At 40.9% G+C, this 23091-nt stretch carries 26 protein-coding genes; 8 read left to right on the forward strand and 18 right to left on the reverse strand.

Features of this window, described 5'->3' with window-relative positions:
- Window positions 1-25: 25 nt before the first annotated feature.
- The 5 genes from DIZ80_04395 to DIZ80_04415 form a co-directional block, all read right to left on the reverse strand.
- Window positions 26-697 (reverse strand): hypothetical protein, encoded by a 672-nt coding sequence (locus DIZ80_04395; GenBank protein RDH84713.1) that lies wholly within the window; start codon window positions 695-697, stop codon window positions 26-28.
- 12 nt (window positions 698-709) lie between these two features.
- Window positions 710-1135, reverse strand: coding sequence for a flagellar basal body rod protein FlgC (gene flgC / locus DIZ80_04400; protein ID RDH84714.1), 426 nt, complete (start codon window positions 1133-1135; stop codon window positions 710-712).
- Between the two features lie 51 nt (window positions 1136-1186).
- Entirely contained in the window at window positions 1187-1582 is a 396-nt protein-coding gene (gene flgB / locus DIZ80_04405) for a flagellar basal body rod protein FlgB (protein RDH84715.1), read from the reverse strand.
- 242 nt (window positions 1583-1824) lie between these two features.
- Window positions 1825-2649 (reverse strand): chemotaxis protein, encoded by an 825-nt coding sequence (locus DIZ80_04410; protein RDH84716.1) that lies wholly within the window; start codon window positions 2647-2649, stop codon window positions 1825-1827.
- A gap of 76 nt (window positions 2650-2725) precedes the next feature.
- Window positions 2726-3688 (reverse strand): chemotaxis protein CheW, encoded by a 963-nt coding sequence (locus DIZ80_04415; GenBank protein RDH84717.1) that lies wholly within the window; start codon window positions 3686-3688, stop codon window positions 2726-2728.
- Window positions 3689-3930: 242 nt separating this feature from the next.
- Here DIZ80_04415 and DIZ80_04420 point away from each other — a divergent pair, with 242 nt between their 5' ends.
- From DIZ80_04420 to DIZ80_04435, 4 genes are all read left to right on the forward strand, one after another.
- Window positions 3931-5280, forward strand: coding sequence for a hypothetical protein (locus DIZ80_04420; GenBank protein ID RDH84718.1), 1350 nt, complete (start codon window positions 3931-3933; stop codon window positions 5278-5280).
- Complete coding sequence (locus DIZ80_04425) at window positions 5277-6017, forward strand: flagella basal body P-ring formation protein FlgA (GenBank protein RDH84719.1); 741 nt, start codon at window positions 5277-5279, stop codon at window positions 6015-6017. Before DIZ80_04420 ends, DIZ80_04425 begins: the two co-directional genes overlap by 4 nt.
- A gap of 87 nt (window positions 6018-6104) precedes the next feature.
- The gene (flgM, locus tag DIZ80_04430) at window positions 6105-6413 is read left to right on the forward strand and encodes a flagellar biosynthesis anti-sigma factor FlgM (protein RDH84720.1); all 309 of its coding nucleotides are present in this window, start codon (window positions 6105-6107) and stop codon (window positions 6411-6413) included.
- 24 nt (window positions 6414-6437) lie between these two features.
- Window positions 6438-6881 carry a hypothetical protein gene (locus DIZ80_04435; protein RDH84721.1) on the forward strand — a complete coding sequence of 148 codons (444 nt, stop codon included), beginning with the start codon at window positions 6438-6440 and terminating at the stop codon, window positions 6879-6881.
- A 220-nt stretch (window positions 6882-7101) separates the two neighbouring features.
- On the opposite strand, the gene recO is transcribed toward DIZ80_04435, so the two are convergent.
- From recO to rpoE, 12 genes are all read right to left on the reverse strand, one after another.
- Window positions 7102-7806: a DNA repair protein RecO gene (gene recO / locus DIZ80_04440; protein ID RDH84722.1), complete on the reverse strand. Its 705-nt coding sequence runs from the start codon at window positions 7804-7806 to the stop codon at window positions 7102-7104.
- A gap of 60 nt (window positions 7807-7866) precedes the next feature.
- On the reverse strand, window positions 7867-8766 hold the full coding sequence (locus DIZ80_04445; protein ID RDH84723.1) for a GTPase Era: 900 nt from the start codon (window positions 8764-8766) through the stop codon (window positions 7867-7869).
- A gap of 37 nt (window positions 8767-8803) precedes the next feature.
- Window positions 8804-9514: a ribonuclease III gene (locus DIZ80_04450; protein ID RDH84724.1), complete on the reverse strand. Its 711-nt coding sequence runs from the start codon at window positions 9512-9514 to the stop codon at window positions 8804-8806.
- 5 nt (window positions 9515-9519) lie between these two features.
- Window positions 9520-9912 (reverse strand): hypothetical protein, encoded by a 393-nt coding sequence (locus DIZ80_04455; protein ID RDH84725.1) that lies wholly within the window; start codon window positions 9910-9912, stop codon window positions 9520-9522.
- Window positions 9909-10712 (reverse strand): signal peptidase I, encoded by an 804-nt coding sequence (gene lepB / locus DIZ80_04460; protein ID RDH85034.1) that lies wholly within the window; start codon window positions 10710-10712, stop codon window positions 9909-9911. The genes DIZ80_04455 and lepB overlap by 4 nt, the downstream gene beginning before the upstream one ends.
- Window positions 10713-10843: 131 nt before the next feature.
- Complete coding sequence (locus DIZ80_04465) at window positions 10844-12634, reverse strand: elongation factor 4 (GenBank protein ID RDH84726.1); 1791 nt, start codon at window positions 12632-12634, stop codon at window positions 10844-10846.
- A 55-nt stretch (window positions 12635-12689) separates the two neighbouring features.
- Window positions 12690-12875, reverse strand: a complete 186-nt coding sequence (locus DIZ80_04470) for a thioredoxin family protein (protein RDH84727.1) — start codon at window positions 12873-12875, stop codon at window positions 12690-12692.
- Between the two features lie 53 nt (window positions 12876-12928).
- The gene (locus tag DIZ80_04475) at window positions 12929-14344 is read right to left on the reverse strand and encodes a serine peptidase (GenBank protein ID RDH84728.1); all 1416 of its coding nucleotides are present in this window, start codon (window positions 14342-14344) and stop codon (window positions 12929-12931) included.
- A gap of 103 nt (window positions 14345-14447) precedes the next feature.
- Window positions 14448-14876, reverse strand: coding sequence for a polyurethanase (locus DIZ80_04480; protein ID RDH84729.1), 429 nt, complete (start codon window positions 14874-14876; stop codon window positions 14448-14450).
- Window positions 14877-14890: 14 nt separating this feature from the next.
- Window positions 14891-15835, reverse strand: coding sequence for a hypothetical protein (locus tag DIZ80_04485; protein RDH84730.1), 945 nt, complete (start codon window positions 15833-15835; stop codon window positions 14891-14893).
- A 153-nt stretch (window positions 15836-15988) separates the two neighbouring features.
- Window positions 15989-16645, reverse strand: a complete 657-nt coding sequence (locus tag DIZ80_04490; GenBank protein RDH84731.1) for a hypothetical protein — start codon at window positions 16643-16645, stop codon at window positions 15989-15991.
- On the reverse strand, window positions 16646-17230 hold the full coding sequence (gene rpoE, locus DIZ80_04495; GenBank protein ID RDH85035.1) for an RNA polymerase sigma factor RpoE: 585 nt from the start codon (window positions 17228-17230) through the stop codon (window positions 16646-16648).
- A gap of 215 nt (window positions 17231-17445) precedes the next feature.
- Here rpoE and DIZ80_04500 point away from each other — a divergent pair, with 215 nt between their 5' ends.
- The 3 genes from DIZ80_04500 (at window position 17446) to DIZ80_04510 (ending at window position 21072) form a co-directional block, all read left to right on the forward strand.
- Complete coding sequence (locus DIZ80_04500; protein RDH84732.1) at window positions 17446-19056, forward strand: L-aspartate oxidase; 1611 nt, start codon at window positions 17446-17448, stop codon at window positions 19054-19056.
- A gap of 133 nt (window positions 19057-19189) precedes the next feature.
- Complete coding sequence (locus tag DIZ80_04505; protein RDH84733.1) at window positions 19190-20026, forward strand: thiosulfate sulfurtransferase; 837 nt, start codon at window positions 19190-19192, stop codon at window positions 20024-20026.
- Window positions 20027-20226: 200 nt separating this feature from the next.
- Window positions 20227-21072 carry a hypothetical protein gene (locus DIZ80_04510; protein ID RDH84734.1) on the forward strand — a complete coding sequence of 282 codons (846 nt, stop codon included), beginning with the start codon at window positions 20227-20229 and terminating at the stop codon, window positions 21070-21072.
- An 85-nt stretch (window positions 21073-21157) separates the two neighbouring features.
- Here the strand turns inward: DIZ80_04510 and DIZ80_04515 are convergent, their stop codons facing one another.
- Window positions 21158-21706 carry an oligoribonuclease gene (locus DIZ80_04515; protein RDH84735.1) on the reverse strand — a complete coding sequence of 183 codons (549 nt, stop codon included), beginning with the start codon at window positions 21704-21706 and terminating at the stop codon, window positions 21158-21160.
- 137 nt (window positions 21707-21843) lie between these two features.
- On the opposite strand from DIZ80_04515, the gene DIZ80_04520 reads away from it, so the two are divergent.
- Window positions 21844-23082, forward strand: coding sequence for a peptidase M48 (locus DIZ80_04520; protein ID RDH84736.1), 1239 nt, complete (start codon window positions 21844-21846; stop codon window positions 23080-23082).
- The last annotated feature ends 9 nt before the right edge of the window (window positions 23083-23091 follow it).

The raw sequence follows: 23091 nt of genomic DNA on the forward strand, positions 1-23091 counted from the left end.
ACTTGTATTCCTCGCTTTATCGTAATTACTGGATTTGATTTACCTGATTAAAACTGACCGTTCCAAGATTTTCTAATTCGACTAACATTTCCTGACCCACACCACCTAACGTCAGACTTTGAACCTGATCAGTAAGCTGAGGAGTCAAAGACTCTGTGGTATTACCAAAGGTTGCTTCTACTTCAATTTGATAACGACCTGTAGGTGCTCGCTGTCCACTAAATGTGGAGCCATCCCAGTTGAACGGCACCAGTCCTGCAGGTTGTGGTCCCAGTTCAACTCGACCAAATAATTCACCGCTTGCGTCATAAACATTAACCGCAACATTGGATGAACTTGAATCCAGCTCAACAGCTCCATCTAAAGTACCCGTTGAAGGCAAGTAACCCTGATCGTGCTCAACCAGTACCTGACGCCCTATAATATTGGACGCCTGCAATGCCTGAGATGACTGAAGATTGGCTGCCAGATCATTAAATGAATCCAGTAAACCATTAATGCCATCAACTGCACCAAACTGTGCAATCTGGCTCATAAATTCATTATTATCCTGTGGCTCTAACGGATCCTGATTAGCAAGCTGCTCAGTCATTAATTTTAAAAAATCATCCTGACCCAGCTCTGTGTTACTTTCTTCTTCACTCGGGTCAGCATAGGTACGTAACCCTGGAATATTTTCATATGTATTAATTTCCATTATCTAATCCTCTTAACCCTGACCTAGTTGCAGGGTTCTTAATATTAATTCTTTTGTTGTACTCAATACTTCAACATTATTCTGATAACTACGTGATGCCGAAATCATATCTGCCATCTCAGCAACCGCATCAATGTTCGGGCTGTAAACAAAACCATCATCATTTGCCAATGGGTGATTAGGACGAAAATGCGGAACAGCGGTTGTATCTTCCTGCATAATTTCACGCACCTTAACCAGGGCAACATCATTATTACCATTCATGTTTTTAGCTTCCTGTAATACCGATTCAAAAACCGGATGACGTGCCTGATAAACATCCGCCTCATTACCGGAAATAGTTTCCGCATTGGCAAGGTTTGATGACACGGCATTCAAACGCAACATCTGCGCACTCATACCAGAACCCGCCACATCAAATACATTAAATACTGACATTACCTACTCCTACAAAAAAACTTAAATTAAGACTGAAATTAAACACTGTATTTACTCGCCTCTGAAAGCTGTTTTCAGCCCTGAAATTTTACGCGTCAGAAACATTAACGTGGTTTGATAACGCACAGCATTTTCAGCGAAGGCTGCCTTTTCTTTTTGTGTATCAACCGTATTACCGTCAGCCGAACTCTGCTCTACATCGCGAAACTGAATATCACCAGAGAATTTATCCTGCTGTGTATTGATATGTCCCTGATGAGTTGTTTTTAACATGGCACCATTCTGGCTTTGTGTACTTTGTAAAATTTGATCAAAATCGATATCACGCGCTTTATAACCAGGTGTATCTGCATTCGCCAGATTTTCAGCTAATAACTGATTGCGACGCTCAAATAATAAAAGTGCGTCATCATGTACTCCTAAAACTTTATCAATATTAACTGGCATTAAATTTTCCTCTTGCAGGTGTTATTGCAAACATAATGCCAGTTTATTTTTTCCTTTTTTTTCAATCAGTTAGCAGGGTACAGACAATAGATTTTATAGAGAAGCGGCAAGGCTTGCCGCCATGTGGCAAGGATAGTCATTCGTCTTACGTCGTTAGCCCTAGGTCACAAAACAAATAAATAGTGCATAAAAAAAGGCTCCCCAAAGGAGAGCCTTTTTTTATGACTTATGACTATTTTTTATCAATAACCCTTAAGCCGATAAACAACACCGGTGCTGGCACGCACCATTTCAAATCGATCACAGTACTGGGCAATAGACTCAGATGCACCCAGCATTAAAAACCCCCTCGGATTTAATGAATCAGCCATACGATTTAAAATATCTGTTTTAGACTCTGCAGAAAAATAGATAAGTACATTTCGACAGAATATGGCATCAAACTTTCCCAGTGAAGCATAACTTTGCAATAAATTGACTTCGCGAAAATTAACCCGACTGCGAATATTCGCATTAACCTGCCACTGATCACCTACGGGTGAGAAATACTGCCGTTTACGCTCTTCTGACAAACCTCTGGCTAATGCAAGTGCATCATATTTAGCCAGTTTGGCGGCTGTTAATATTTCCTGAGATATATCGGTCGCAGTCACATCAACTCTAAAACCCGGGGTTTTCTTTGAATATTCATCAGTAATCATACTGATAGAATATGGCTCCTGCCCACTGGAACAAGCTGCCGACCAGATACGAATAGAATTTTTTTTCTGACTTTTATACTCTTCGTATATTGTTTGACTTAAAACCTGAAATGGGTAGGTATCACGAAACCACAATGTTTCATTTGTGGTCATGGCTTCAATCACTTTTGTACGCAAAGCAGAACTCATCGACTTATTAAGCGTATTAACCAGTTCCTGAAGCGTCGGGATATTATTATCTTTCATTAACCGGTTAAGACGACTGGAAACCAGATAATGCTTATTTTCACCTAATACAATACCGCAGGCCTTTTCCAGAAATATCTGAAAATTTTTATATTCATCAGGGGAAAAGCTTGCGGTCATATGAAATTAGGTCCACCTCATTTTTGAGGTTTAATGATTGATTTGATAGATTGTTGTAGATTCTACATCAATATGCCTAAGCATCTGAAATATTTTCCATACCATCTGAAGGATCTTTATTATTCACAACATTAATCACTGAATGAGCCAGTTCATTGGGCTTAAACTTGGGCACAAAATGATTGGCTCCTACTTTCTCAACCATACTATTGTTAAATACGCCACTTAATGAAGTGTGTAACATAACATAAAGATCCTGCATACGAGGGTCTTTGCGAATTTTAGTTGTTAATGTATAACCATCCATCCTCGGCATTTCTATATCTGAAATAACCAGAGCAATTTTCTCACTCAAAGGCACTCCGTCTTCAAGCATTTTTTCCAGTGCTTCATAACCTTCCTGACCATCATTTGCCATGGTGCATTCAATGCCTACTTTTTGTAATACCCTTTTAATCTGGTTACGTGCAACAGATGAGTCATCAACAACAAGTATGTGTTTAGGTTTCTCATCGGTAAATTCAGAAGCGCCGTCCAGCACATCAACTTCAATTTCTTCATTCACGCCCATAATATCGGCAAACACACGCTCTACATCGATAATCTCTATCATCTCATTATCGACATGAGTTACTGCTGTAAGATAACTACTTGCACCACTGCCTTTGGGTGGTGGCAAAATTTCATTCCAGCCCATATTTGTAATACGATCAACACCCGCAACCATAAACCCCTGAATGAAGCGATTATATTCAGTCACAATAACAAAACTGTTTTCTTTATCTACAATAGGCTCATTACTTATAGCCAGACCCAGATCAATTATCGGTATGGTGCGGTTTCTTAAATGTGCAACACCCACAATTCTGTGATTCGATTTTGGCATTCGCGAAAGCTTGGGGCAGCGAATTACTTCCTGCACCTTAAATACATTAATTCCATAACGCTGTTTACCTTGCAGCCTGAACAGCAATAACTCCAGTCGATTAGTTCCAGCTAACTGGGTACGACTATCAACACTATCTAATACACCGGCCATTTATGACTCCCAACAGTGAATTTTAAATCATTCATTTTTATATAACCCAGAAAAATATATACAAGTTTTTCATATAAATTAAATACATAGTTTTAAATAATTAAACTATACTCAAAATATCTGGCACACTAATTCACCAAATATCTAACTGGGTTCACTTATGATATTAGTCTATATAGGGTGAAGTGCTAGTAAATTACGACAAACCTGTACAATTATTATAAATAGATCATGAGAGACGTATGCCAAGTCCATTTATTCTGACCAAGCTTGTATTACCTATTCTTCAAGCCGCTTTAAATGCTGATATCAAGCAACTTGATCAGCTACAAAAAACTAACCCCGGATCCGCAGCCGCAATTGCAGATATAGTTGCTTTGATTAATAACTATAATCAAAGCATAGCCAACGCAGCCGCTTCCGGTGTCTCCTCACTTTCAGAAACCTATGAAATTTTAACCAGAAACCTTCAATTACAGAAAGAAGCGACAAATATTAATGACGCGATTGCCAGTGTTGCTACGGCAACTGAAGAAATGGCTGCAACTGCTGCAGAGATATCCCAGTCATCAACCGCTACAGCTCAAAGAGCAACTGAAAGCTACAGCAAAACTGAATCAGGCAATATGGCCATATCATCTATGATGGGTGATATGGATTTGTTAGAGGGTGCAATGTCATCCATGTTTGGTGAAGTACAGAAGTTCGCAGGGTTCACTGAAGAAATCAATAATTTAACCGCTACGGTTCGTGATATCGCTAACCAGACTAACCTGCTCGCATTGAATGCCGCTATTGAAGCTGCTCGTGCGGGAGAAGCTGGTCGTGGATTCGCCGTTGTGGCAGACGAAGTTAAACAACTTGCGTCTAAAACAGAGAATGCGACTGTCGAGATTGAGTCAGTTACCAATACAATGAACTCACTCATGGGTGAAGTGAGTAGTTCAATGACATCGAGTCAGGATCGCCTTAATAAAAGCCTGGATAGTCTGGAAACAGTAGCAATGGCATTAGGTGATGTTACCGCTGTTGTTAATGACGTGACAGAACAGGTACAGACGATTTCCACTTCCGCAGACGAACAACAGGCTGTTTCTGCCGAAATGGCTTCTAAACTGAATGAAATTACACTTGCTGTACAGCTAGAAAATCAACAGGTTGATGATATTTCACACCATGCGAAACAGCTGAATACCTCTATATTGAGCCAGTTTAATCATCTGTCGACATTAAATCAGGATCAAATTTTACTACAAACAGTAAAAGCAGATCATGTTACCTGGAAAATTCGCCTGGCTGCTATGGCAATGGGTGGAGACATTGTTCCTGAAGATGAACTGAAAGACCATACACAATGCAGATTAGGTAACTGGTATTACAGTAAAGGCGAGCAAAACTTCAAAACCAATGAAGCTTTCCAGAAAATGGAGCGTCCTCATGCTCGTGTTCATGAAATTGGCAAAGAAATTGCAGCATTAGCATTACAAGGGCAAACAGATGCTGCCTGTCAAAAAATTGTTGAAATGGAAGAACACAGTCAACAATTGTTTGAACACATAAACGAATTATTAAATGAGGTTAATTCACCATGAACAACTGTTCTGCAAAATTGAGAAGATACGCTATCGTTAGCCTGTTTTTTATTAGTTTCAGCTCGATGCCCAACTCAATTTTTGCAGAAACCAGCACCTCAAAAAGCTTACACAGTCATCAGAAAATTGCAGAAAGTGCCAGACAATTTCTTGACGCCAATATAGAAAAATCACAGTTTTCCCGAATTGATATAAAAATGAGCCAGTTAGATTCTCGACTCAAATTATCACAATGCCCACTCCCTCTTACCACTACTCTGGCTCCAGGTAGCCGATTTGCCGGTAAAACAACGGTACATTTACGCTGCAACAGCACTAGCCCCTGGACAGTTTATGTAGGTGCCAAAATCAAACTGTATGGAAAAGTAATACAAACAGCAACACCATTAACAAAGGGACATATCTTAAGTAAGCATGATCTAATCGCCGCTGAAGAAGACTTAAGTGCTATTAAATATGGATATTTTACCGATACAGAGTTTTTAATTGGTAAACAACTAAAACGTCGCTTACCTCAGAGAAAAATAATTAAAGCAAATTACGTAAAAGCCCCAACTCTGGTTAAAAGAGGCGAACTAGTCACTATTATTGCCGAAAATACGGGATATTCAGTAAAAATGACTGGAACAGCAATGGCTACAGGAGGCCATGGAGACCGGATTAGAGTCAAAAATAGCTCTTCGAATCGCATTGTAGAGGGCACAATCAAAGCGGCTGGTATTGTCAGCATAAATTAATCTTAAAATAATCCTAAAGTTATTTTATATCTGGCCGATAAAGACTGCGAGAGAGTATAAATCAGGTGTTTACACCCGGAGAGCATTATGACAAACCCAATTAATCCAATTGGCAGATCAACAACAGGGTCTATCAGTAACAATACTGATAAGGCTCAAGCTAAAAACGCTACGGAAAGCAGTAACGCTCCCCGTGCCAGTACAGAAGATACTGTTAGTTTGTCCAGAGAATCGCAACAGGTTTCCGGCTTACAACAACAGTTAAAAAATGCCCCTGCAGTAGATCAGGCAAAAGTTGACTCTATTAAACAGGAAATTGCTAATGGCAATTACCCATTAGATGCAGAGAAGATTGCTGAAAACCTGATTAATCTGGAACAATCACTACTCGAATAACGTACAAAGCTAAACGGAAAACATATGACTGCTCTACTCTCTCTCTTACAGAACATTCAGCAAACCAGCCAACAGTTATTTGACTGCTTAAAGCAGGAAAAGCTTGCATTGGATCATGACCAACTGGAAAGCTTGAATGAAATTTCCAGTCAGAAACAAATTCTTCTTGAGCAATTAGGTTTGCTAGATCAGCAACGTGCAGCCAGCTCACCTGGTAAAAACTTCAATGATTTTATCAGCAACAGCAATAATCAGGCACTAATTAAACAATGGGATACAACACGTAAACACATTGCAGAGTGCCAGCAACAAAATGAAATTAATGGCCGATTAATAAGCAAACGTAGTCAGGTTAATCAGGATATTCTCAGCATTCTAAGTGGCCGTAATGAACAGGCCAGCGAAACTTATAATGCACAAGGTAACCAGACAAGTAGTGCATCGTTATTAGGCGGGGTTAAAGCTTAGTTTATCTTAAAGCTGGAGTGACTTCTGCCATTCTGTTGCGAACGTTATCAAATTCATAAACTGGTGAGAGCGTGCTCTGCTGAGGCATTTCTCCATCGGGGAAAGGTCGCCGCTTTTTGCGCCCTGTCCCCGAGGAAGATGTACCATAGCAGCGCGTAACTTTAGCAGAATCTTAAACTGTAAAACATCCACTTTCTACTAACTACTGTATCTTAACCACTCACCGAAACAACTCCCGACTTTTAATCGGTTTGCCTTCCAGGTAATAATTTAAAACAACTCGCATTAAACGTTTGGCATCTTTAAGAGACTGTATGTTATCCAGTGTATTCTCATCCAGATCAATCAGGCTTTTACCTGATAATTTCAAAATATAAGATTCATCATGCACCGACGAGATAGCCACCGGACCATGCTCCAGATAATACGCATACTCATCATCAGACAGCACCGCTTCTCCCGTTTCTGCATTGACCGATAGATTCAAACCAAAACCCAATTCCTCCAGTAACTGTTTCTCAAACAACCGGAGTATGGGTTCTATTTCATGTTTATCCGCCAGTAAACGAATCACCGACTCATAAAGACGATAAACACTTTCATGCACATCGTGTTTATGCAAAAGTTTTATAATTAATTCATTTACATAAAAAGCACTCGGTAGAGCTTTGCCGGTTAACGTTATTGTTTTGACTGTCTGAGGCTCTGCACCGGTTAATGTCGGCATCTCTCCTTTGCCTGACCAGCTAACTATCAAAGGCCTAAAAGGCTGAAGTATACTTTTTAAACGGGATTTGGCTCCCCTGCTACCCCTGCTCATTAATGACAGTCGACCATAGTCAGGGGTAATAACTTCTAAAATTTGACTGGTATCACGGAAAGCACGGTGATGGAGAATATAAGCTGGTTGATCCTGAACACGCATCAAAAAGGCTTTGATGCAGGGGGCAACAAGAAACAGACCCCGAGTTTATCCGCTGTATTATTAATCTGCATCATAACCAAGGCTACGTAATGAAGCCTCGCTATCAGACCAGCCGGATTTAACTTTTACCCATAATTTCAAAAAGACTTTTCGATCAATCAGGTTTTCAATATCTTTACGTGCTTTAGTACCGATACTTTTCAACCTTGCACCTTTATCACCAATTACAATTACTTTCTGACCTTTGGTTTCAACTAGAATTAATGCATGGATACGGGTTATTTTTTCTTCATCTTTATATTGTTCAATTTCTACTGTCGTCTGATAAGGCAGTTCATTACCTAATTCCCTGACGAGTTTCTCACGAATAATTTCAGCGACCAGAAAACGCGTGCTTCTATCCGTAAATTCATCATCCTGAAAATATGCAGACGCTTCAGGTAATTTCGTTAACAGGTAATCTTCCAGCTGTTGTACGTTATGACCCTGGGTTGCCGATATAGGCATCACATTTGCAAAATCATATTTTTCACTAATTTCTGCAATAAAAGGTAATAACTGATCTTTATCTGCAATTTTATCAACCTTGTTTACCAGCAAAACAACGGGGACATCTACCTGCTCCAGTTTTTTCAATACAAGCTCATCTTCATCAGTCCATTTCATTGCCTGCACTAGAAACAACACAACATCGACATCATGAATAACCGAACTGGCGGCACGATTCATATAACGATTAATTGCGCGGTTACCACCACTGTGAATTCCCGGTGTATCAACAAAAATAAACTGCCCGTTATCAACAGTTTTAACACCCAGAATTTGATGGCGGGTTGTTTGTGGTTTACGTGATGTAATACTGAGTTTTAAACCCAGCATATGATTCAACAAAGTAGACTTACCCATATTAGGTCTGCCTATTATTGCTACGTAACCGCATTTGAAATTTTGATCAGTCATGGTTTTTCTTCATCATTCTGCTTAGCTGAATAGCTACTTAGTTTTTGTTAAATAATTCCTGAACTAGTGGAATTATTTTATCGGCAGCCTGTTGTTCCGCTTTTCTACGGTTACTCGCTTTACCTTCTGTCTCTAACTCAAGTTTCTCTATTTTACAATTTACTGTGAATTGCTGATTATGCGCTTTACCAACAATTTCTATTACATCATATTTTGGTAAACTAAATTTTCTTGATTGCAATAATTCCTGCAAGCGCGTTTTGGGATCTTTAAGTGAATCAGCATCCAGTATATTTTCAAGCTGTTCGTTATAAAGTCGTAATATAATATCTCTGCAACATTCTAAATCACTGTCCATATAAACAGCACCAAATATTGCCTCTACTGTGTCCGCCAGTATCGAATTGCGACGAAAACCACCGCTTTTTAACTCTCCACTGCCTAAAATTAAATAATCACCTAATTTTAAATCCTGTGAAACCAGAAACAAACCTTCTTTATTTACAAGGCTCGCACGTAATCGACTTAAATCACCTTCTGAAGATCCGGGGTATCGTGTAAACAAATCAGCTGCGATAACAAAATTTAAAATACTATCGCCTAAAAACTCAAGGCGTTCATTATTTCTGGCGCCTGCGCTTCTATGTGTTACAGCTTCATTTAATAATTCAATTTTATTAAATTGATAGTTTATTAATTTTTCCAGTCTGGGTAAATCAGGCTGGTTTGAGTTTGATTTTTTAGACATAAAAACTATCTGATTAAAATATCCACTTCATATTCAAAATCAGCTACAAACTTGAGATTACCCCATATAGGGCCTCTTTCTTCATATTTAGCTGTCAGATGATAACCCTTGGCAATCTTCTTAAATTTGAATGCTGCCTTGTTATCAGCCAGATCATAGAGGTTATTAATTTTTAAGCGCTTTCGAAATAATTTACTAATTTTTTTAGCGCCCATTTTTTTAACTGTTGGATCAACCGCCATCGAATCCATAATGGTTTTAAGAGATTGATAATTTAAATACACGGGAATAATTCGCAACGCCATAATACCCTGCACAGCGATAAACGCTATAATAATAGCCCAGGAAATCATGGTTAATCCCGACTGTTTCTTATTTATCATTCCACCACACCTCATTCAATTGATTGTCCAATACGCCCAAAACCAATACCGCTATCCCAGTGCATCCAGATCATAAACGCTTTACCAACAAGATGTTTTTCTGGCACCACACCCCAATAACGACTGTCATTACTGTTATCACGGTTGTCTCCCATCATAAAATAATGACCTTCCGGAACAATATACTCAGCATCAAGTCCGGGGCGTCCCGGTATGATTAAAATATTATGCTCTATGCCCAACAGGTTTTCGACATATTCCTGCGCAGGATTAAATTCGCCCGGTCCACTGTATTCACCTACACGCTTACGATCTACCGTCTTACCATTTACATAGAGCACTTTATTGTAATATGCAATGTGATCACCGGGAATACCGATCACCCGCTTGATATAATCTACTGACGGATCACGAGGATACTTAAATACAGCAACATCACCCCGTTCAGGTTTATCAACTTCGTAAATCACCTTATTGAATACTGGCACTTTTACGCCGTAAGCGAATTTATTCACCAGAATAAAGTCTCCAATATATAAACTCGGTATCATTGATCCCGATGGAATACGAAAAGGCTCTACCAGAAACCCTCTTAACAAAAACACAATAAGTAAAACAGGAAAAAAAGATTTAGCGTATTCAACAATAACCGGCTCGTCATTACTGCCAGACGTACCACCATGAACACTTTCACCACTGTATTCATGTGGATTATTGATTTTTCGACGTGGCGCTAATGCAACAGCATCAAAAAGCCAGATAATGCCGGTAAGAACTGTTCCTGAAAACAGGAAAAATGCAAAATCGTAATTAATATTCATAGTTAACTCTGTTATTTATTTTCTGTCTTTCCCAATAATTTTCGGGTAAGCCCATTAAAGTTATATCGCTATTATAACAATCCAGTTTTCACATGAATTGTTATGTTTTAATTTATGCAGTTTTACTAACTGTCTACTTTTAGCACTGCTAAAAACGCTTCCTGAGGAATTTCGACTTTACCAAACTGCTTCATGCGTTTTTTACCTTTTTTCTGTTTTTCCAGTAATTTTTTCTTACGACTTACATCACCACCATAACATTTTGCCGTTACATTTTTACGTAAAGCTTTTACCGTACTACGCGCTATAATCTGCCGACCAATCGCAGCCTGAATAGCGATATCAAACATTTGTCTTGGAATAAGCTCACGCATTTTATCCGCAACTTCCCGGCCTCTTCTTTGTGAAGCTTCTGCATGAACAATCACCGCTAGTGCGTCTACTCTTTCCGAGTTAATCAGAATATCAACTTTGGTAAGTTTTGATTCCTGAAAATACTTAAATTCATAATCAAAAGAGGCATAACCACGGCTTACAGATTTTAATCTGTCAAAGAAATCCAGTACCACTTCCGACATAGGCATATCATAAGTCAATGCGACCTGAACTCCCATGTATTGCATATTCGTCTGAACGCCACGTTTTTCAATACACAGGCTAATCACATTCCCGACATATTCCTGAGGTACCAGAATATTCGCCTGAATAATCGGTTCACGAATTTCTTCTATGTAATTCACTTCAGGCAGATCTGACGGATTATGAATCTGGATAATATTACCATCCGTTTTCAATACCTCATAAACTACGGTCGGTGCGGTGGTAATCAGGTTTAAATCATATTCCCGTTCCAGACGTTCCTGCACGATTTCCATATGTAACATACCAAGGAAACCAATACGGAAACCAAAACCTAATGCGGTTGAAGATTCTGGCTCAAACTGCAGTGCAGAGTCATTTAATGTAAGTTTATCCAGTGCCTCACGGAAACTTTCAAAATCATCCGCTTCCACCGGGAACATCCCCGCGAATACCCGCGGCTGAACTTCTTTAAAACCCTCTAAAACCTCTTCAGCAGGATTGTCAGTCAATGTAATCGTATCACCGACTTTAACTGAATCTATTTCTTTAATGCCGGCTATGATAAAACCTACCTGACCACATTCCAGCACTGGTGTATCTTCACGCTTAGGTGTGAATATACCCACAAAATCAACGCCAAAGTTCCTGCCTGTAGACATGATTTGCATCTTGTCACCCTTGCGGATAGCCCCGTCAATGACTCGAACCAGCGTAACAACACCCACATAGGAATCAAACCATGAATCAACAATCAGTGCTTTTAGCGGTGCATCAGGATCACCTTCCGGGGCAGGTATTTCTTCTACCAGCCTTTCCAGCAACTCATCTATACCGATACCCGACTTAGCACTCACCTGACAGGCATCAGTAGCTTCAATACCAATAATATCTTCTATTTCCTGAGCAACCCTGTCCGCATCCGCAGCGGGTAAATCAATTTTATTTAATACGGGCATCACTTCCAGTCCTAACTCAATTGCGGTGTAACAGTTCGCCACACTTTGTGCCTCAACACCCTGCGATGCATCCACAACTAATAACGCGCCTTCACAAGCCTGTAGTGAGCGTGATACTTCATAAGAGAAATCGACATGGCCCGGTGTGTCAATAAAGTTAAGCTGATAGACCTCACCATTATTAGCTTTGTAATCAAGTGAAACACATTGCGCTTTAATAGTGATACCGCGTTCGCGCTCCAGATCCATTGAATCCAGTACCTGCGCTTCCATTTCGCGCTCTGATAAACCACCACAAACCTGGATAAAACGATCAGCCAGCGTCGATTTACCGTGATCTATATGAGCGATGATAGAAAAATTACGTATATTTTGCATGTTAATTGAATCTTAAATCTCTTATTTATCATCAGGTTACACTGAACAACCCGATTTATTGATTATTTTCCAGCAACTGCAATATTGCAGCCTGATCTAAAAAATAATGGCAAATTTGTTTGTCCTCACAGGTAACCACCGGCACCAGTGAGCCATACTGTTCAATTAGCTGGGGATTTGAATCGATATCGACTTCAATTATTCTGAAACTGTGGACCTGCTGCAGCTGGTATAGCTGCATTAACAGGTCTTCACAGAGATGGCATCCATAACGTGAATAGACGGTGAATTCGATCACTCGTTACCGGTAATCTTCATCACAATAAACTGATCTGACCCCTGGCGATGAACCAGAACGGGAATCATACGGCCTGTGGGTAATTTGGCAACTTTTTTACGAAAATCAGCCACATTTTTTACATTTTTGCGGTCAAGTTGCAGCAAAACATCTCCTGCCACCAGTCCTGACTGATCAGCGACACTTCCGGGCACCACATTTCTTACAAGAACACCTCGCCCTAATGCCTGCATTGAGTCTTCATCCAGATCAATCACCTCAACCCCCATCTTGTTTGAAGACGAGGGTTTTGTTTCAGCCGCTGCAATGGGCTGACTCTCTGACGGCAGTTCTTCAATCTTCACCACCAGAATCATTTTTCTATCATTACGCAGAATATTAACATTAGCTTTTGAGCCAACCGGCACTCTACCAACAAGAGGTGGCAAATCAGATGAGTCAAGAATGGGCTTTCTATTAAACGATAAAATCACATCCCCGGCTTTAAAGCCGGCTTTTTCTGCCGGGCTATTTTCAATAACCTGTGAGACTAATGCACCAACAGGTTTATCGAGATTAAAACTCTGTGCAATTTCATGGGTGATTTCCTGAATATAAACCCCCAGCCATCCACGGCTAACCGTACCAGACTTTTTAAGCTGCTTTACAACATCCATAGCAACTTCAACGGGTATTGAAAATGACAGCCCCATAAAACCACCGGTTCGGCTATATATCTGTGAGTTTATACCAATGACCTCACCATCAAGGTTAAACAGAGGGCCTCCGGAATTTCCCGGATTAATCGCCACATCTGTTTGAATAAACGAGACATAATTTGCTCTGGGCAAGCTACGACCTTTGGCACTGACAATACCCGCAGTGGCAGAGTGATCAAAACCAAAAGGTGAACCAATCGCCAGCACCCAGTCTCCCACTCGCAACTTATCTGAATTACCAATAGCTACAACGGGTAAATCATTTGCTTCAACTTTAAGCAGCGCAATATCACTAAACTCATCACTACCAATTACCTTCGCAGATAATTCACGCTTATCACTCAGGCGAACCAGGATTTCATCCGCACCTTCAACTACATGGTGATTAGTAATAATGAAACCATCTTCAGAAAGAATAAAACCAGAACCCAGTGAAGTTGATTCCTGTTTCTGACGAGGCATACCCTCACCCAGGAAGTGTTTAAATAATTCATTAAAAGGAGAGTCATCGGGAATTTGCAGCTCACCACCCAGCTCCTCTTTTAATTTGTTCCATGAGTTGGATGAAGACGACTTTTGTCGCGTACTGATATTGACGACCGCTTTACCATTTTCTTCAACTAGATCAGCAAATTCAGGTAACGAACTGGCCTGCAATTGCAAACTACTCAATAACAGGACAAGCAAAAAAAGTAACGGTGTTCTAACTAACATAATGGCTCTCTATTTTTGTAACTGCTGCTTTCAAAGCAAATACATAACTAATATTTTTATAACCCATGCGCACCTGATGGAGCACCTACAAAATATATTTTATCTAAACTCGACGTATTAAATGAGGCTGAATTGATTTTTTTAAACCACTGCCCGACATCACTCTACGAACCAGAATCATCGCAAAAACAAAACCGCTAACAACAGAAGCAATAGTGATTAATTCATTAGAAAAAAAATACTCCACCAATATACCGAACATCATCATGAAAATCAGGGGAAATAAATAAATTAGCAGGGAACCCTGCACTAAAGCATTTTCATCGATAGCAACCACCACCGTGTCACCCACTTTCACATCCAGAGTATTATCTACTGCAAACTGAGAGCTTCGATTACCCACCACTTTTGACAAGGTAGAAGTACCACAACCTGATTTCACAGAACAGCTTTGACAGGCTGACTTTCGCTGCGTCTCTAACAACACCTGCTGTTCATTCACGTCAATAACAACGGCATTTTCTTCAATCATTTAAAGACGCTCTTTTACTGAACAGGCTGCATAGAAGTAGCGATCATGCGAACAGTTGAAGCCGGCACCTCACCAATCGCAGTCACAAAAGTATCATTAACAAATGAGCTATACGCATTTACCGGGCCCATCCTGGACTGACCGACCAGTGTTTTCTGTTTTTCTTTAGCTGTCTCAATAAAGACAGAAACCGACGCCATGCCATCACTAAACACCATATGATACGCTGGCTGCTGTTGATTTGTTTTTATCGAACGGGTTAAAACAAAACCCGCGGGCATTTTTTCTGCATACCAGCTTTTTGATTTTACATCCGTGCTTTTCGATAGCATCACTTTTTTAAACTCGGCCAGTTTAGAGTCATCAAGCCTGTTTGCCGGTGCTGATGTTAATAATTCAATATCGCTGTACATCAGTTGCTCTAGCACACGACCTTTGTTATTCAGTAAATCACATTTTAATAACAAACCACTTTGTTTATCTAACCAGAAGGTATAACCATAACGGTGCTTGTCACGGGGAATCATATGCATGATTTGAGTGATTTTATTTGCAACCCGCTCTTCGTTACCCAACTCAAGAAGATAAAGTTGTTTCAGTTTATCCCTGTTTTCAGGTAATGCGGGATGCAGTGGCCCTTTATCTTCAGCACCTGTTTTAGCCGATGAAACAGTAATTAATTTTTTACCCGGAAATATAGTGGTAACAGAACCGTTTTTACGAAAAATAATCTGATCTTCACCGGTCTGAGATTCCAGCGTCTGCCAGTTTTCACCCGCTGTCACACCCTGTTTAACTTTTATAGCCTGTAGTTTGTCATCCTGGCGAATAACCAGTGTGCCCTGATAATTCTGTGATTTTGTGGCCTGATCCATTTTATCAAGCCAGTGATCAACCGGGCTAGCATTTGCAGCTAGAGATAAAGAAAAAAATAAAAATAAAGAAAATGTTCTAAACAAGCTCCAACCCCATAAAAAATATCTCAAATTGATTTATAACCCATGAACTTTACTCTGGTCACTTTTCTCAAGTTTCTCTACTCGGGGTCAGATCCGACTTTTCACGGCTCTGCCCCCTGCTGTAATACCACCAAAAAACCTACGAAGACCTATTTAATGTTTTTCCGACTCAGTCTCATGAGTTTTAACATCAGCCGCACGCACATAAGGCATCATACCCTGCATTGTAGACTGACTCGCATAACCGGAATGTTGCATCATATAGTTATTTAATAACTTTTGCTGCTCAGGTGTTTTTTCACTGATCCTTAAAGTAGATGCAACCTGCACATTACGTGAAATTTCAGAGCTCACTCTCTCTATTGGTGCTGACTCTATTGGTGATGACTGAGCTAACTGCGCAGACTGCTCCACACCACCACTGTTCTGCACGGTATTAAATGTAACCAGAGTCACCATCGCAACTGAGGCTGCAACCGCCATACCGGTTAATGGTTTTACCCAGCCTGAAAAAAGCGCTGACAGACTAAACTGCGTTTTCTGCTTTGCAGAAACAGCTGCTTCATTGTAATCGGGCTCCTGCTCAATCGCACGATGCACAGCTGAGCTAATGTCCATAAATGAAGACTGATCTAACTCTTCACGTAACACATCACCCATTAAACGATAACGCTGGGCAGCTTCCGCATCTGCAATCGGGTCACGTTTTAAATCCTGCATATAAGACGCTAATTGCTGCTCATCTAAAGCACTGTCTAATAATGCGGATAACTGTTCGTCACGTTGTTGTTCTTTATTCATCATACTCACCTAGGATTTACCATCTAGCAGTGGCTTAAGTTGCTTATCTATTGCTTCACGTGCACGGAAAATACGTGAACGTACTGTACCGATTGGGCAGTCCATGACTTCGGCGATTTCTTCGTAACTCAGGCCTTCCATTTCACGTAATGTCACCGCTTCTTTTAAATCAGAAGGCAGTTCACCTATTGATTTATGAATAACCTGTTTAATTTCCTGAGCTAATAATTCTTTTTCCGGTGTGGCATATTCACGTAACCAGTCAGCTCCGTCATATTGCTCTGCATCCTGAGCATCCACAGCCGATTCTGTTGCTCTGCGACTTGCAGACACCAGATAATTTTTTGCCGTATTAATCGCAATACGGTACATCCAGGTATAAAAAGCACTGTCCCCACGGAAATTTTTCAATGCACGATAAGCCTTAATAAATGCTTCCTGCGTTACATCCTGAACTTCATCACCGTTTCTCACAAAACGTGCAACCAGCTTGATAATCCGATGCTGGTACTTCAATACCAGAATATCAAAAGCCTTCTTGTCGCCTTGCTGTACCCGCTCTACCAGAGCCTGATCAATTTCGCGCTCGCCCATACGGGCCTGTCCTCCACTCGACACCTGCTGCTTTTCCTGTGCCTGTTTTCTTAGATTATCTCTAACCTGTAATGTTCGTTTAGGCGTGATCACCTTATTTGGTGTAGTATCACTGCCAAACCCCAGAGTTAGATCTGGAACCATAACTGGGACAATACCTGATTCGCATACTGACATAAAGACTTACCCTAATAATATGTATAAATGTATTAACAATGTCCAACAAACTAAACAATAGACAAACCAAACGCTACGAAGTTCTAATTATTGGTGGTGGCGCAGCAGGTTTAACACTTGCGCTGAATTTACCGCCTCATATGAAGGTCGCGGTGATAACAAAAGACCGTGAAACAGAAGGCAGCACATACTATGCGCAGGGTGGTATTTCAGCCGTTTTACGTAGCAGTGACTCTTTTGAATCCCATATAGAAGACACCATGAATGCGGGGGGTGGCCTGTGTGATTTACAGGCTGCAACCTTCACCGTAGAAAATGGCCCGCAAGCGATTAGCTGGTTATCTGATCTGGGTGTGCCCTTTACAACAGATAAACATAAAGATGGTAAAAAGAGCTGGCACCTGACTCGCGAAGGCGGTCACAGTCATCGCAGGGTCATTCATGCTGCCGATGCCACAGGTCAGGCACTGGAAACCACACTCATAAATCATGTTAAACACAGTGACAATATCGACCTGCTAGATCACCACATTGCTGTCGATTTAATCACCGGAAAAAAACTGGGTCTGGACCACAATCGCTGCATTGGTGCTTATGTGCTGGATAAAAACAATATGCATGTGGAAACCTATCAGGCGAAAAATGTAGTGCTCGCCTCAGGTGGCGCCAGTAAAGTTTACCTGTATACATCCAATCCGGATGGTTCAACCGGTGACGGTATTGCCATGGCAACGCGTGCGGGTTGTCGGGTCGCCAATATGGAATTTATGCAATTCCACCCAACCTGTTTATATCACCCTAAAGCCAAATCATTTTTACTCACTGAAGCACTCAGAGGTGAAGGTGGTCATTTACTGCTGCCGGATGGCACGCGTTTTATGCACAAGTTTGATGAACGAGGCGAACTGGCACCCCGTGATATCGTCGCCCGCGCAATCGACCATGAAATGAAACGCCTGGGTGTCGATTGTCTGTATCTGGATATCAGCCATAAATCCGCTGCTTTTATTCGCTCACATTTCCCGACTATTTATGCCAAGTGTAAAGAGTTTGGTATTGATCTGACCAAAGAACCAGCTCCGGTTGTGCCCGCTGCCCACTATACCTGTGGTGGTGTAATGACTGATTTACACGGTCAGACCGACATTGAAAATTTATACGCCATTGGTGAAACCGCATTCACCGGTTTGCATGGCGCTAATCGTATGGCGAGTAACTCATTACTTGAGTGCCTGGTATTTGCTCGGGCGGCCGCGCAACATATCACCGAAAATGAAAATACAAAGTGTAAATGGGACTCAATAGAAGCCTGGGATGAAAGCCGGGTAACCAACTCGGATGAAGAAGTAGTCGTCTCTCACAACTGGGATGAACTCAGACGTTTCATGTGGGATTATGTTGGCATCGTACGCACCGATAAACGCCTGCAACGCGCCAAACGTCGAGTTGATTTGCTACTGCTGGAAATTGAAGAATACTATGGCAACTTCCGCGTAACCGCCGACTTACTTGAATTACGTAATCTGGCCGTAGTAGCAGATTTAATTATTCGCAGCGCTATGCAACGCAAGGAAAGCCGTGGGCTGCATTACACACTGGATTATTTGCAGATGGATGACGAAGCAGAGAATACGGTATTGACGCCTTAAATTACCTGTAATATTACTTATTAAAACAAAGAACATTACTCCGTCATACATAGCCGAGAGGATGTATTCCCGTCATTCCCGAACGCTTGTGTCGGGGATGACAAAAATTTGAATTTGAATTAAATAATCACCCATGACAAATACTCCCCCATTACCCCTGGTCATTGAACCCGAAGCACTCAATGCAATTCTAAACAATGAAAACCTGCTCATTGTTGATTTATCCAGCCCCAAACAATACCAGCAGGCACACATACCAGAAGCCGTCTTTTTAGATTACGGCCATATTGTCGGCATGAATCAGCCCTACACCGGCCTATTACCCGAAGCCAAACAATTCGAACATATTATTAATTCTCTGGGCATAACCCCGAATACGCAAATCGTGGCTTATGATGAGGAAGGTGGTGGCAAAGCAGCACGCCTGATCTGGACATTACACGCCATGAATCACAATAATGCCAGCATGTTAAATGGCGGCCTGATAGCCTGGTATCGAGAAAAACACCCCCTCAGCAATAAAAGCGTAACCAGCCAGCCCAACCCGGGTGATAAACATTATAAAGTTGATTTCAACTTGCAACCAGTCGTTGCCAGCACTGAATACATAATAGATAACCTTGAGAATAACGCTGTCGGTTTACTCGATGCTCGCAGTATTGATGAATTTACCGGCAATGCAAAATACGCACAGAAAACCGGACGTATCCCCGGTGCAAAGCATTTTGAATGGACGCGTGCAATGGACACCGAAGCTAACTACCGACTGCTCTCTAAAGAAACTCTACAACCCATGTTAGATGAACTGGGGTTAACGCAAGATAAAGAAATAATAGTGTATTGCCAGAGTCATCATCGCTCTGCATTGTCCTACTTAATGCTTAAATATCTGGGCTATGAAAAAGTAAGAGGTTACCCGGGGTCGTGGAGTGAATGGGGAAACCGGACCGATACACCGATTGAGAACTAACAACCCCTTTGCATACCTTTACAGAAAAAACTCTAAGATTAATCTTCAAGACATAATCAGGGTCATATACTAATAGAGATTCAATTAGCCTGTTTTCTGATCAATAACTATAAATATCCAGGCTGCATAAGTTGATCCTAATACATGACTACTATAGTATGGCATCCATAAAAACTAGATAGTCAATAATTTAAATTTTAATGGATGAAACTCAAATGAAAAACATCAGCAAATTACTGCTTTTATCGACCCTTTTAACTACCGCTACGGTTCAATCAGCAAGTATCGGCACATATGCAGCAGGTGGTCTTTTTGGCACTAGCGAAACGTCTGGTGGCATTGATCAAAGCACTGCTTCCGTTCAAGGTTCACGAAGCTTACAGGTAGTTCCAGGCTTTGGCACGTTAGGCGCATACTCATACAGAGCTGAAGCCGGCTTTGATACAAATGCCTTTGCTCCTGTGCTTAGAGCTGAAGCAATATATGATCGTCATACTGATGCATCAGATGACTGGTTTATCTCAGCAGAAGCATCTGCATTTCAGGTGTATCAAAACACCAGCAGCACATCTAATACTTACACCATCAGTCTCAATTTACATGGCATTGTAGACAGCTCACCTTCCTCATTTATTGATGCCGACTTTTTTGTCTATTCAGGTGCCAATGTTTTTGCTGATAGCACATTATGTGGCAGCACTGCCAATAGTTTAAATGATCTTGGTTACGCCTGCGGCTCTCAGATAGCATCTGAATTCGGTGGGTCGGGCTCTGAAATATCAGGTAATGGGGAAACGACTGTTCCTGGCATTGCCAGCTTTACAGTGGGTGCAGGCGAATTTTTCACTGTTTACGGAAGTCTTGAAGCGAGCACTTTTGGTGGCTCAGCAGATGCCTTCGGCACATTCACTATGAAATTTGAGGATAACACCGACCTTCTCGCTGTAGGTCAGGTTTCAGCTGTTCCATTACCTGCTGCAGCCTGGTTGTTTATCTCTGGTCTTATTGGCATAGCCACTTTTGCTAGAAGAAAAGCGACTGTATAATTTCCTGCTAATCAATCTAAAATTAAAACTGTTGTCAGTCAGTGAACGCAAAAAACAACCGTGCTCATTAACTGACAAGTAATAACTAAATATTCAATACATGCTCACGGTAATAAACCAGCTCATTGATTGAATCTTTAATGTCATCCATCGCCAGATGTGATGAGTCTTTCTTAAAACCTTTAGCCACATCCGGTGCCCAACGCGCTGCAAGCTCCTTAAGTGTGCTTACATCCAGATTACGATAATGAAAAAACTCTTCCAGATCAGGCATATAGTTGGCTAAAAATCGACGATCCTGACAGATACTGTTACCACACATAGGCGACTTACCTGCTGGCACATATTGCTTTAAAAACGCAATGGTCTGTTTTTCAGCATCCACATCTGAGTATGCACTGTCTTTAACACGCTGAGTTAAACCTGATTTACCATGCTGATTAGTACACCACTCATCCATGCCATCGAGTAACTCATCACTCTGATGCACCGCTATCATTGGGCCTTCAGCCAGAATATTAAGGTCTTTATCCGTAACAATCGTCGCAATTTCAATTATCACGTCGCTAGCTGGCTCGAGGCCGGTCATTTCAAGATCAATCCAGATTAAATTATCCGGGTTTACCTGTGACATGGTTTTCTCCAAATTCTTTATTAATATACTTACAAAATACACAGTAGAACATTTTCTCTAGAAAAGCGATAATCAGCCCTAACATAAATGATTTACCCCGTAACCCCCGACCATATATAAATCAGTAGTAGGTATACATGCACAATTTTGCAGTTCTATTTTTAGTTTTTTTTGCTATATCCATCGTCGTTAAGTTCTGGCTTTCCCAACGTCATCTGACTCATATTCAGAAACACAGAGCTCAGGTGCCAGATGCATTCAATGAAAAAATCACACTGGATGAACATCAGAAAGCAGCTGACTACACCTCTACTAAAGTTAAATTCGGGCGCTTACCTCTCATCTATGATGCGGGCATATTATTAGCGTGGACATTTGGTGGTGGCCTTGAACTGCTTGATCAGTTTGCACGTGGTTATGAGTTAGGCTCGGTTTATACAGGTATTCTGGTCATTCTTTGCATGATGTTTATTTCATCTTTACTCGACCTTCCCTTCTCGCTTTACAGCACCTTTGTTATTGAAGAAAAATTCGGCTTTAACCGCACCACAATCAAAATATTTATTATAGATATGTTTAAAGGCGGATTACTGGGTCTTATTTTAGGCGTGCCTCTCATCTGGGTTGTGCTCTGGTTAATGGAACAGGCAGGCGAGTTCTGGTGGTTATATACCTGGGTTGTGTTAACAACATTCAGCTTACTCATCGCCTGGGCCTACCCCACATGGATAGCACCCATTTTTAATAAATTCTCACCTCTGGAAGAAGGTGAAACCTTAAACCGCATTACCGGTTTATTAAATCGTTGCGGTTTTAATAGTGATGGCATTTTTGTTATTGATGGCTCTAAACGCTCCAGCCATGGTAATGCCTACTTTTCAGGTTTTGGTAAAAACAAACGTATTGTATTTTATGACACCTTACTTGAATCATTAAGTGATGATGAACTTGAAGCAGTGCTGGCCCATGAACTGGGTCACTTTAAACGCAAACATATTGTAAAAGGCATGGCGATTTCCTTTGCAACCACATTAGCGGGTTTAGCCATACTCGCCTGGTTAATGAAAGCAGACTGGTTTTACACCTCGTTGGGCATTAGTACTTCTTCTACCTATATGGCATTATTACTGTTCACCATTGTGACACCTGTGTTTACATTTTTACTTAGCCCGATAATGAGCATGTTTTCACGTAAGAATGAGTTTGAAGCCGATGATTATGCAGCGGAACAATCTGAAGCAAAATATTTAATACATGCACTGGTTAATCTTTATAAAGAAAATGCCAATACATTAACACCGGATCCACTGTATTCAGCATTTTATGACAGCCATCCCCCTGCGCCCGTAAGAATTGCGCATCTGGCTAACCACTAATAACTAGAA

It is taken from the genome of endosymbiont of Galathealinum brachiosum (assembly GCA_003349885.1).
In the GTDB taxonomy this organism is placed as follows: Bacteria; Pseudomonadota; Gammaproteobacteria; order SZUA-229; family SZUA-229; genus SZUA-229.

Bases quoted from the DNA above. Each gene is read 5' to 3' on its own strand.
- DIZ80_04500 (RDH84732.1), top strand. From the start codon at position 17,446: ATGTCCAACAAACTAAACAATAGACAAACCAAACGCTACGAAGTTCTA.
- DIZ80_04515 (RDH84735.1), bottom strand. From the start codon at position 21,706: ATGTCACAGGTAAACCCGGATAATTTAATCTGGATTGATCTTGAAATG.
- DIZ80_04420 (RDH84718.1), top strand. From the start codon at position 3,931: ATGCCAAGTCCATTTATTCTGACCAAGCTTGTATTACCTATTCTTCAA.
- DIZ80_04445 (RDH84723.1), bottom strand. From the start codon at position 8,766: ATGACTGATCAAAATTTCAAATGCGGTTACGTAGCAATAATAGGCAGA.
- DIZ80_04510 (RDH84734.1), top strand. From the start codon at position 20,227: ATGGATGAAACTCAAATGAAAAACATCAGCAAATTACTGCTTTTATCG.
- DIZ80_04455 (RDH84725.1), bottom strand. From the start codon at position 9,912: ATGAGGTGTGGTGGAATGATAAATAAGAAACAGTCGGGATTAACCATG.
- DIZ80_04425 (RDH84719.1), top strand. From the start codon at position 5,277: ATGAACAACTGTTCTGCAAAATTGAGAAGATACGCTATCGTTAGCCTG.
- DIZ80_04480 (RDH84729.1), bottom strand. From the start codon at position 14,876: ATGATTGAAGAAAATGCCGTTGTTATTGACGTGAATGAACAGCAGGTG.
- DIZ80_04470 (RDH84727.1), bottom strand. From the start codon at position 12,875: ATGCAGCTATACCAGCTGCAGCAGGTCCACAGTTTCAGAATAATTGAA.
- DIZ80_04395 (RDH84713.1), bottom strand. From the start codon at position 697: ATGGAAATTAATACATATGAAAATATTCCAGGGTTACGTACCTATGCT.
- DIZ80_04465 (RDH84726.1), bottom strand. From the start codon at position 12,634: ATGCAAAATATACGTAATTTTTCTATCATCGCTCATATAGATCACGGT.
- flgB (RDH84715.1), bottom strand. From the start codon at position 1,582: ATGCCAGTTAATATTGATAAAGTTTTAGGAGTACATGATGACGCACTT.
- DIZ80_04415 (RDH84717.1), bottom strand. From the start codon at position 3,688: ATGGCCGGTGTATTAGATAGTGTTGATAGTCGTACCCAGTTAGCTGGA.
- flgC (RDH84714.1), bottom strand. From the start codon at position 1,135: ATGTCAGTATTTAATGTATTTGATGTGGCGGGTTCTGGTATGAGTGCG.
- DIZ80_04520 (RDH84736.1), top strand. From the start codon at position 21,844: ATGCACAATTTTGCAGTTCTATTTTTAGTTTTTTTTGCTATATCCATC.
- DIZ80_04475 (RDH84728.1), bottom strand. From the start codon at position 14,344: ATGTTAGTTAGAACACCGTTACTTTTTTTGCTTGTCCTGTTATTGAGT.
- DIZ80_04505 (RDH84733.1), top strand. From the start codon at position 19,190: ATGACAAATACTCCCCCATTACCCCTGGTCATTGAACCCGAAGCACTC.
- recO (RDH84722.1), bottom strand. From the start codon at position 7,806: ATGCGTGTTCAGGATCAACCAGCTTATATTCTCCATCACCGTGCTTTC.
- DIZ80_04410 (RDH84716.1), bottom strand. From the start codon at position 2,649: ATGACCGCAAGCTTTTCCCCTGATGAATATAAAAATTTTCAGATATTT.
- DIZ80_04435 (RDH84721.1), top strand. From the start codon at position 6,438: ATGACTGCTCTACTCTCTCTCTTACAGAACATTCAGCAAACCAGCCAA.
- rpoE (RDH85035.1), bottom strand. From the start codon at position 17,230: ATGGGCGAGCGCGAAATTGATCAGGCTCTGGTAGAGCGGGTACAGCAA.
- DIZ80_04450 (RDH84724.1), bottom strand. From the start codon at position 9,514: ATGTCTAAAAAATCAAACTCAAACCAGCCTGATTTACCCAGACTGGAA.
- flgM (RDH84720.1), top strand. From the start codon at position 6,105: ATGACAAACCCAATTAATCCAATTGGCAGATCAACAACAGGGTCTATC.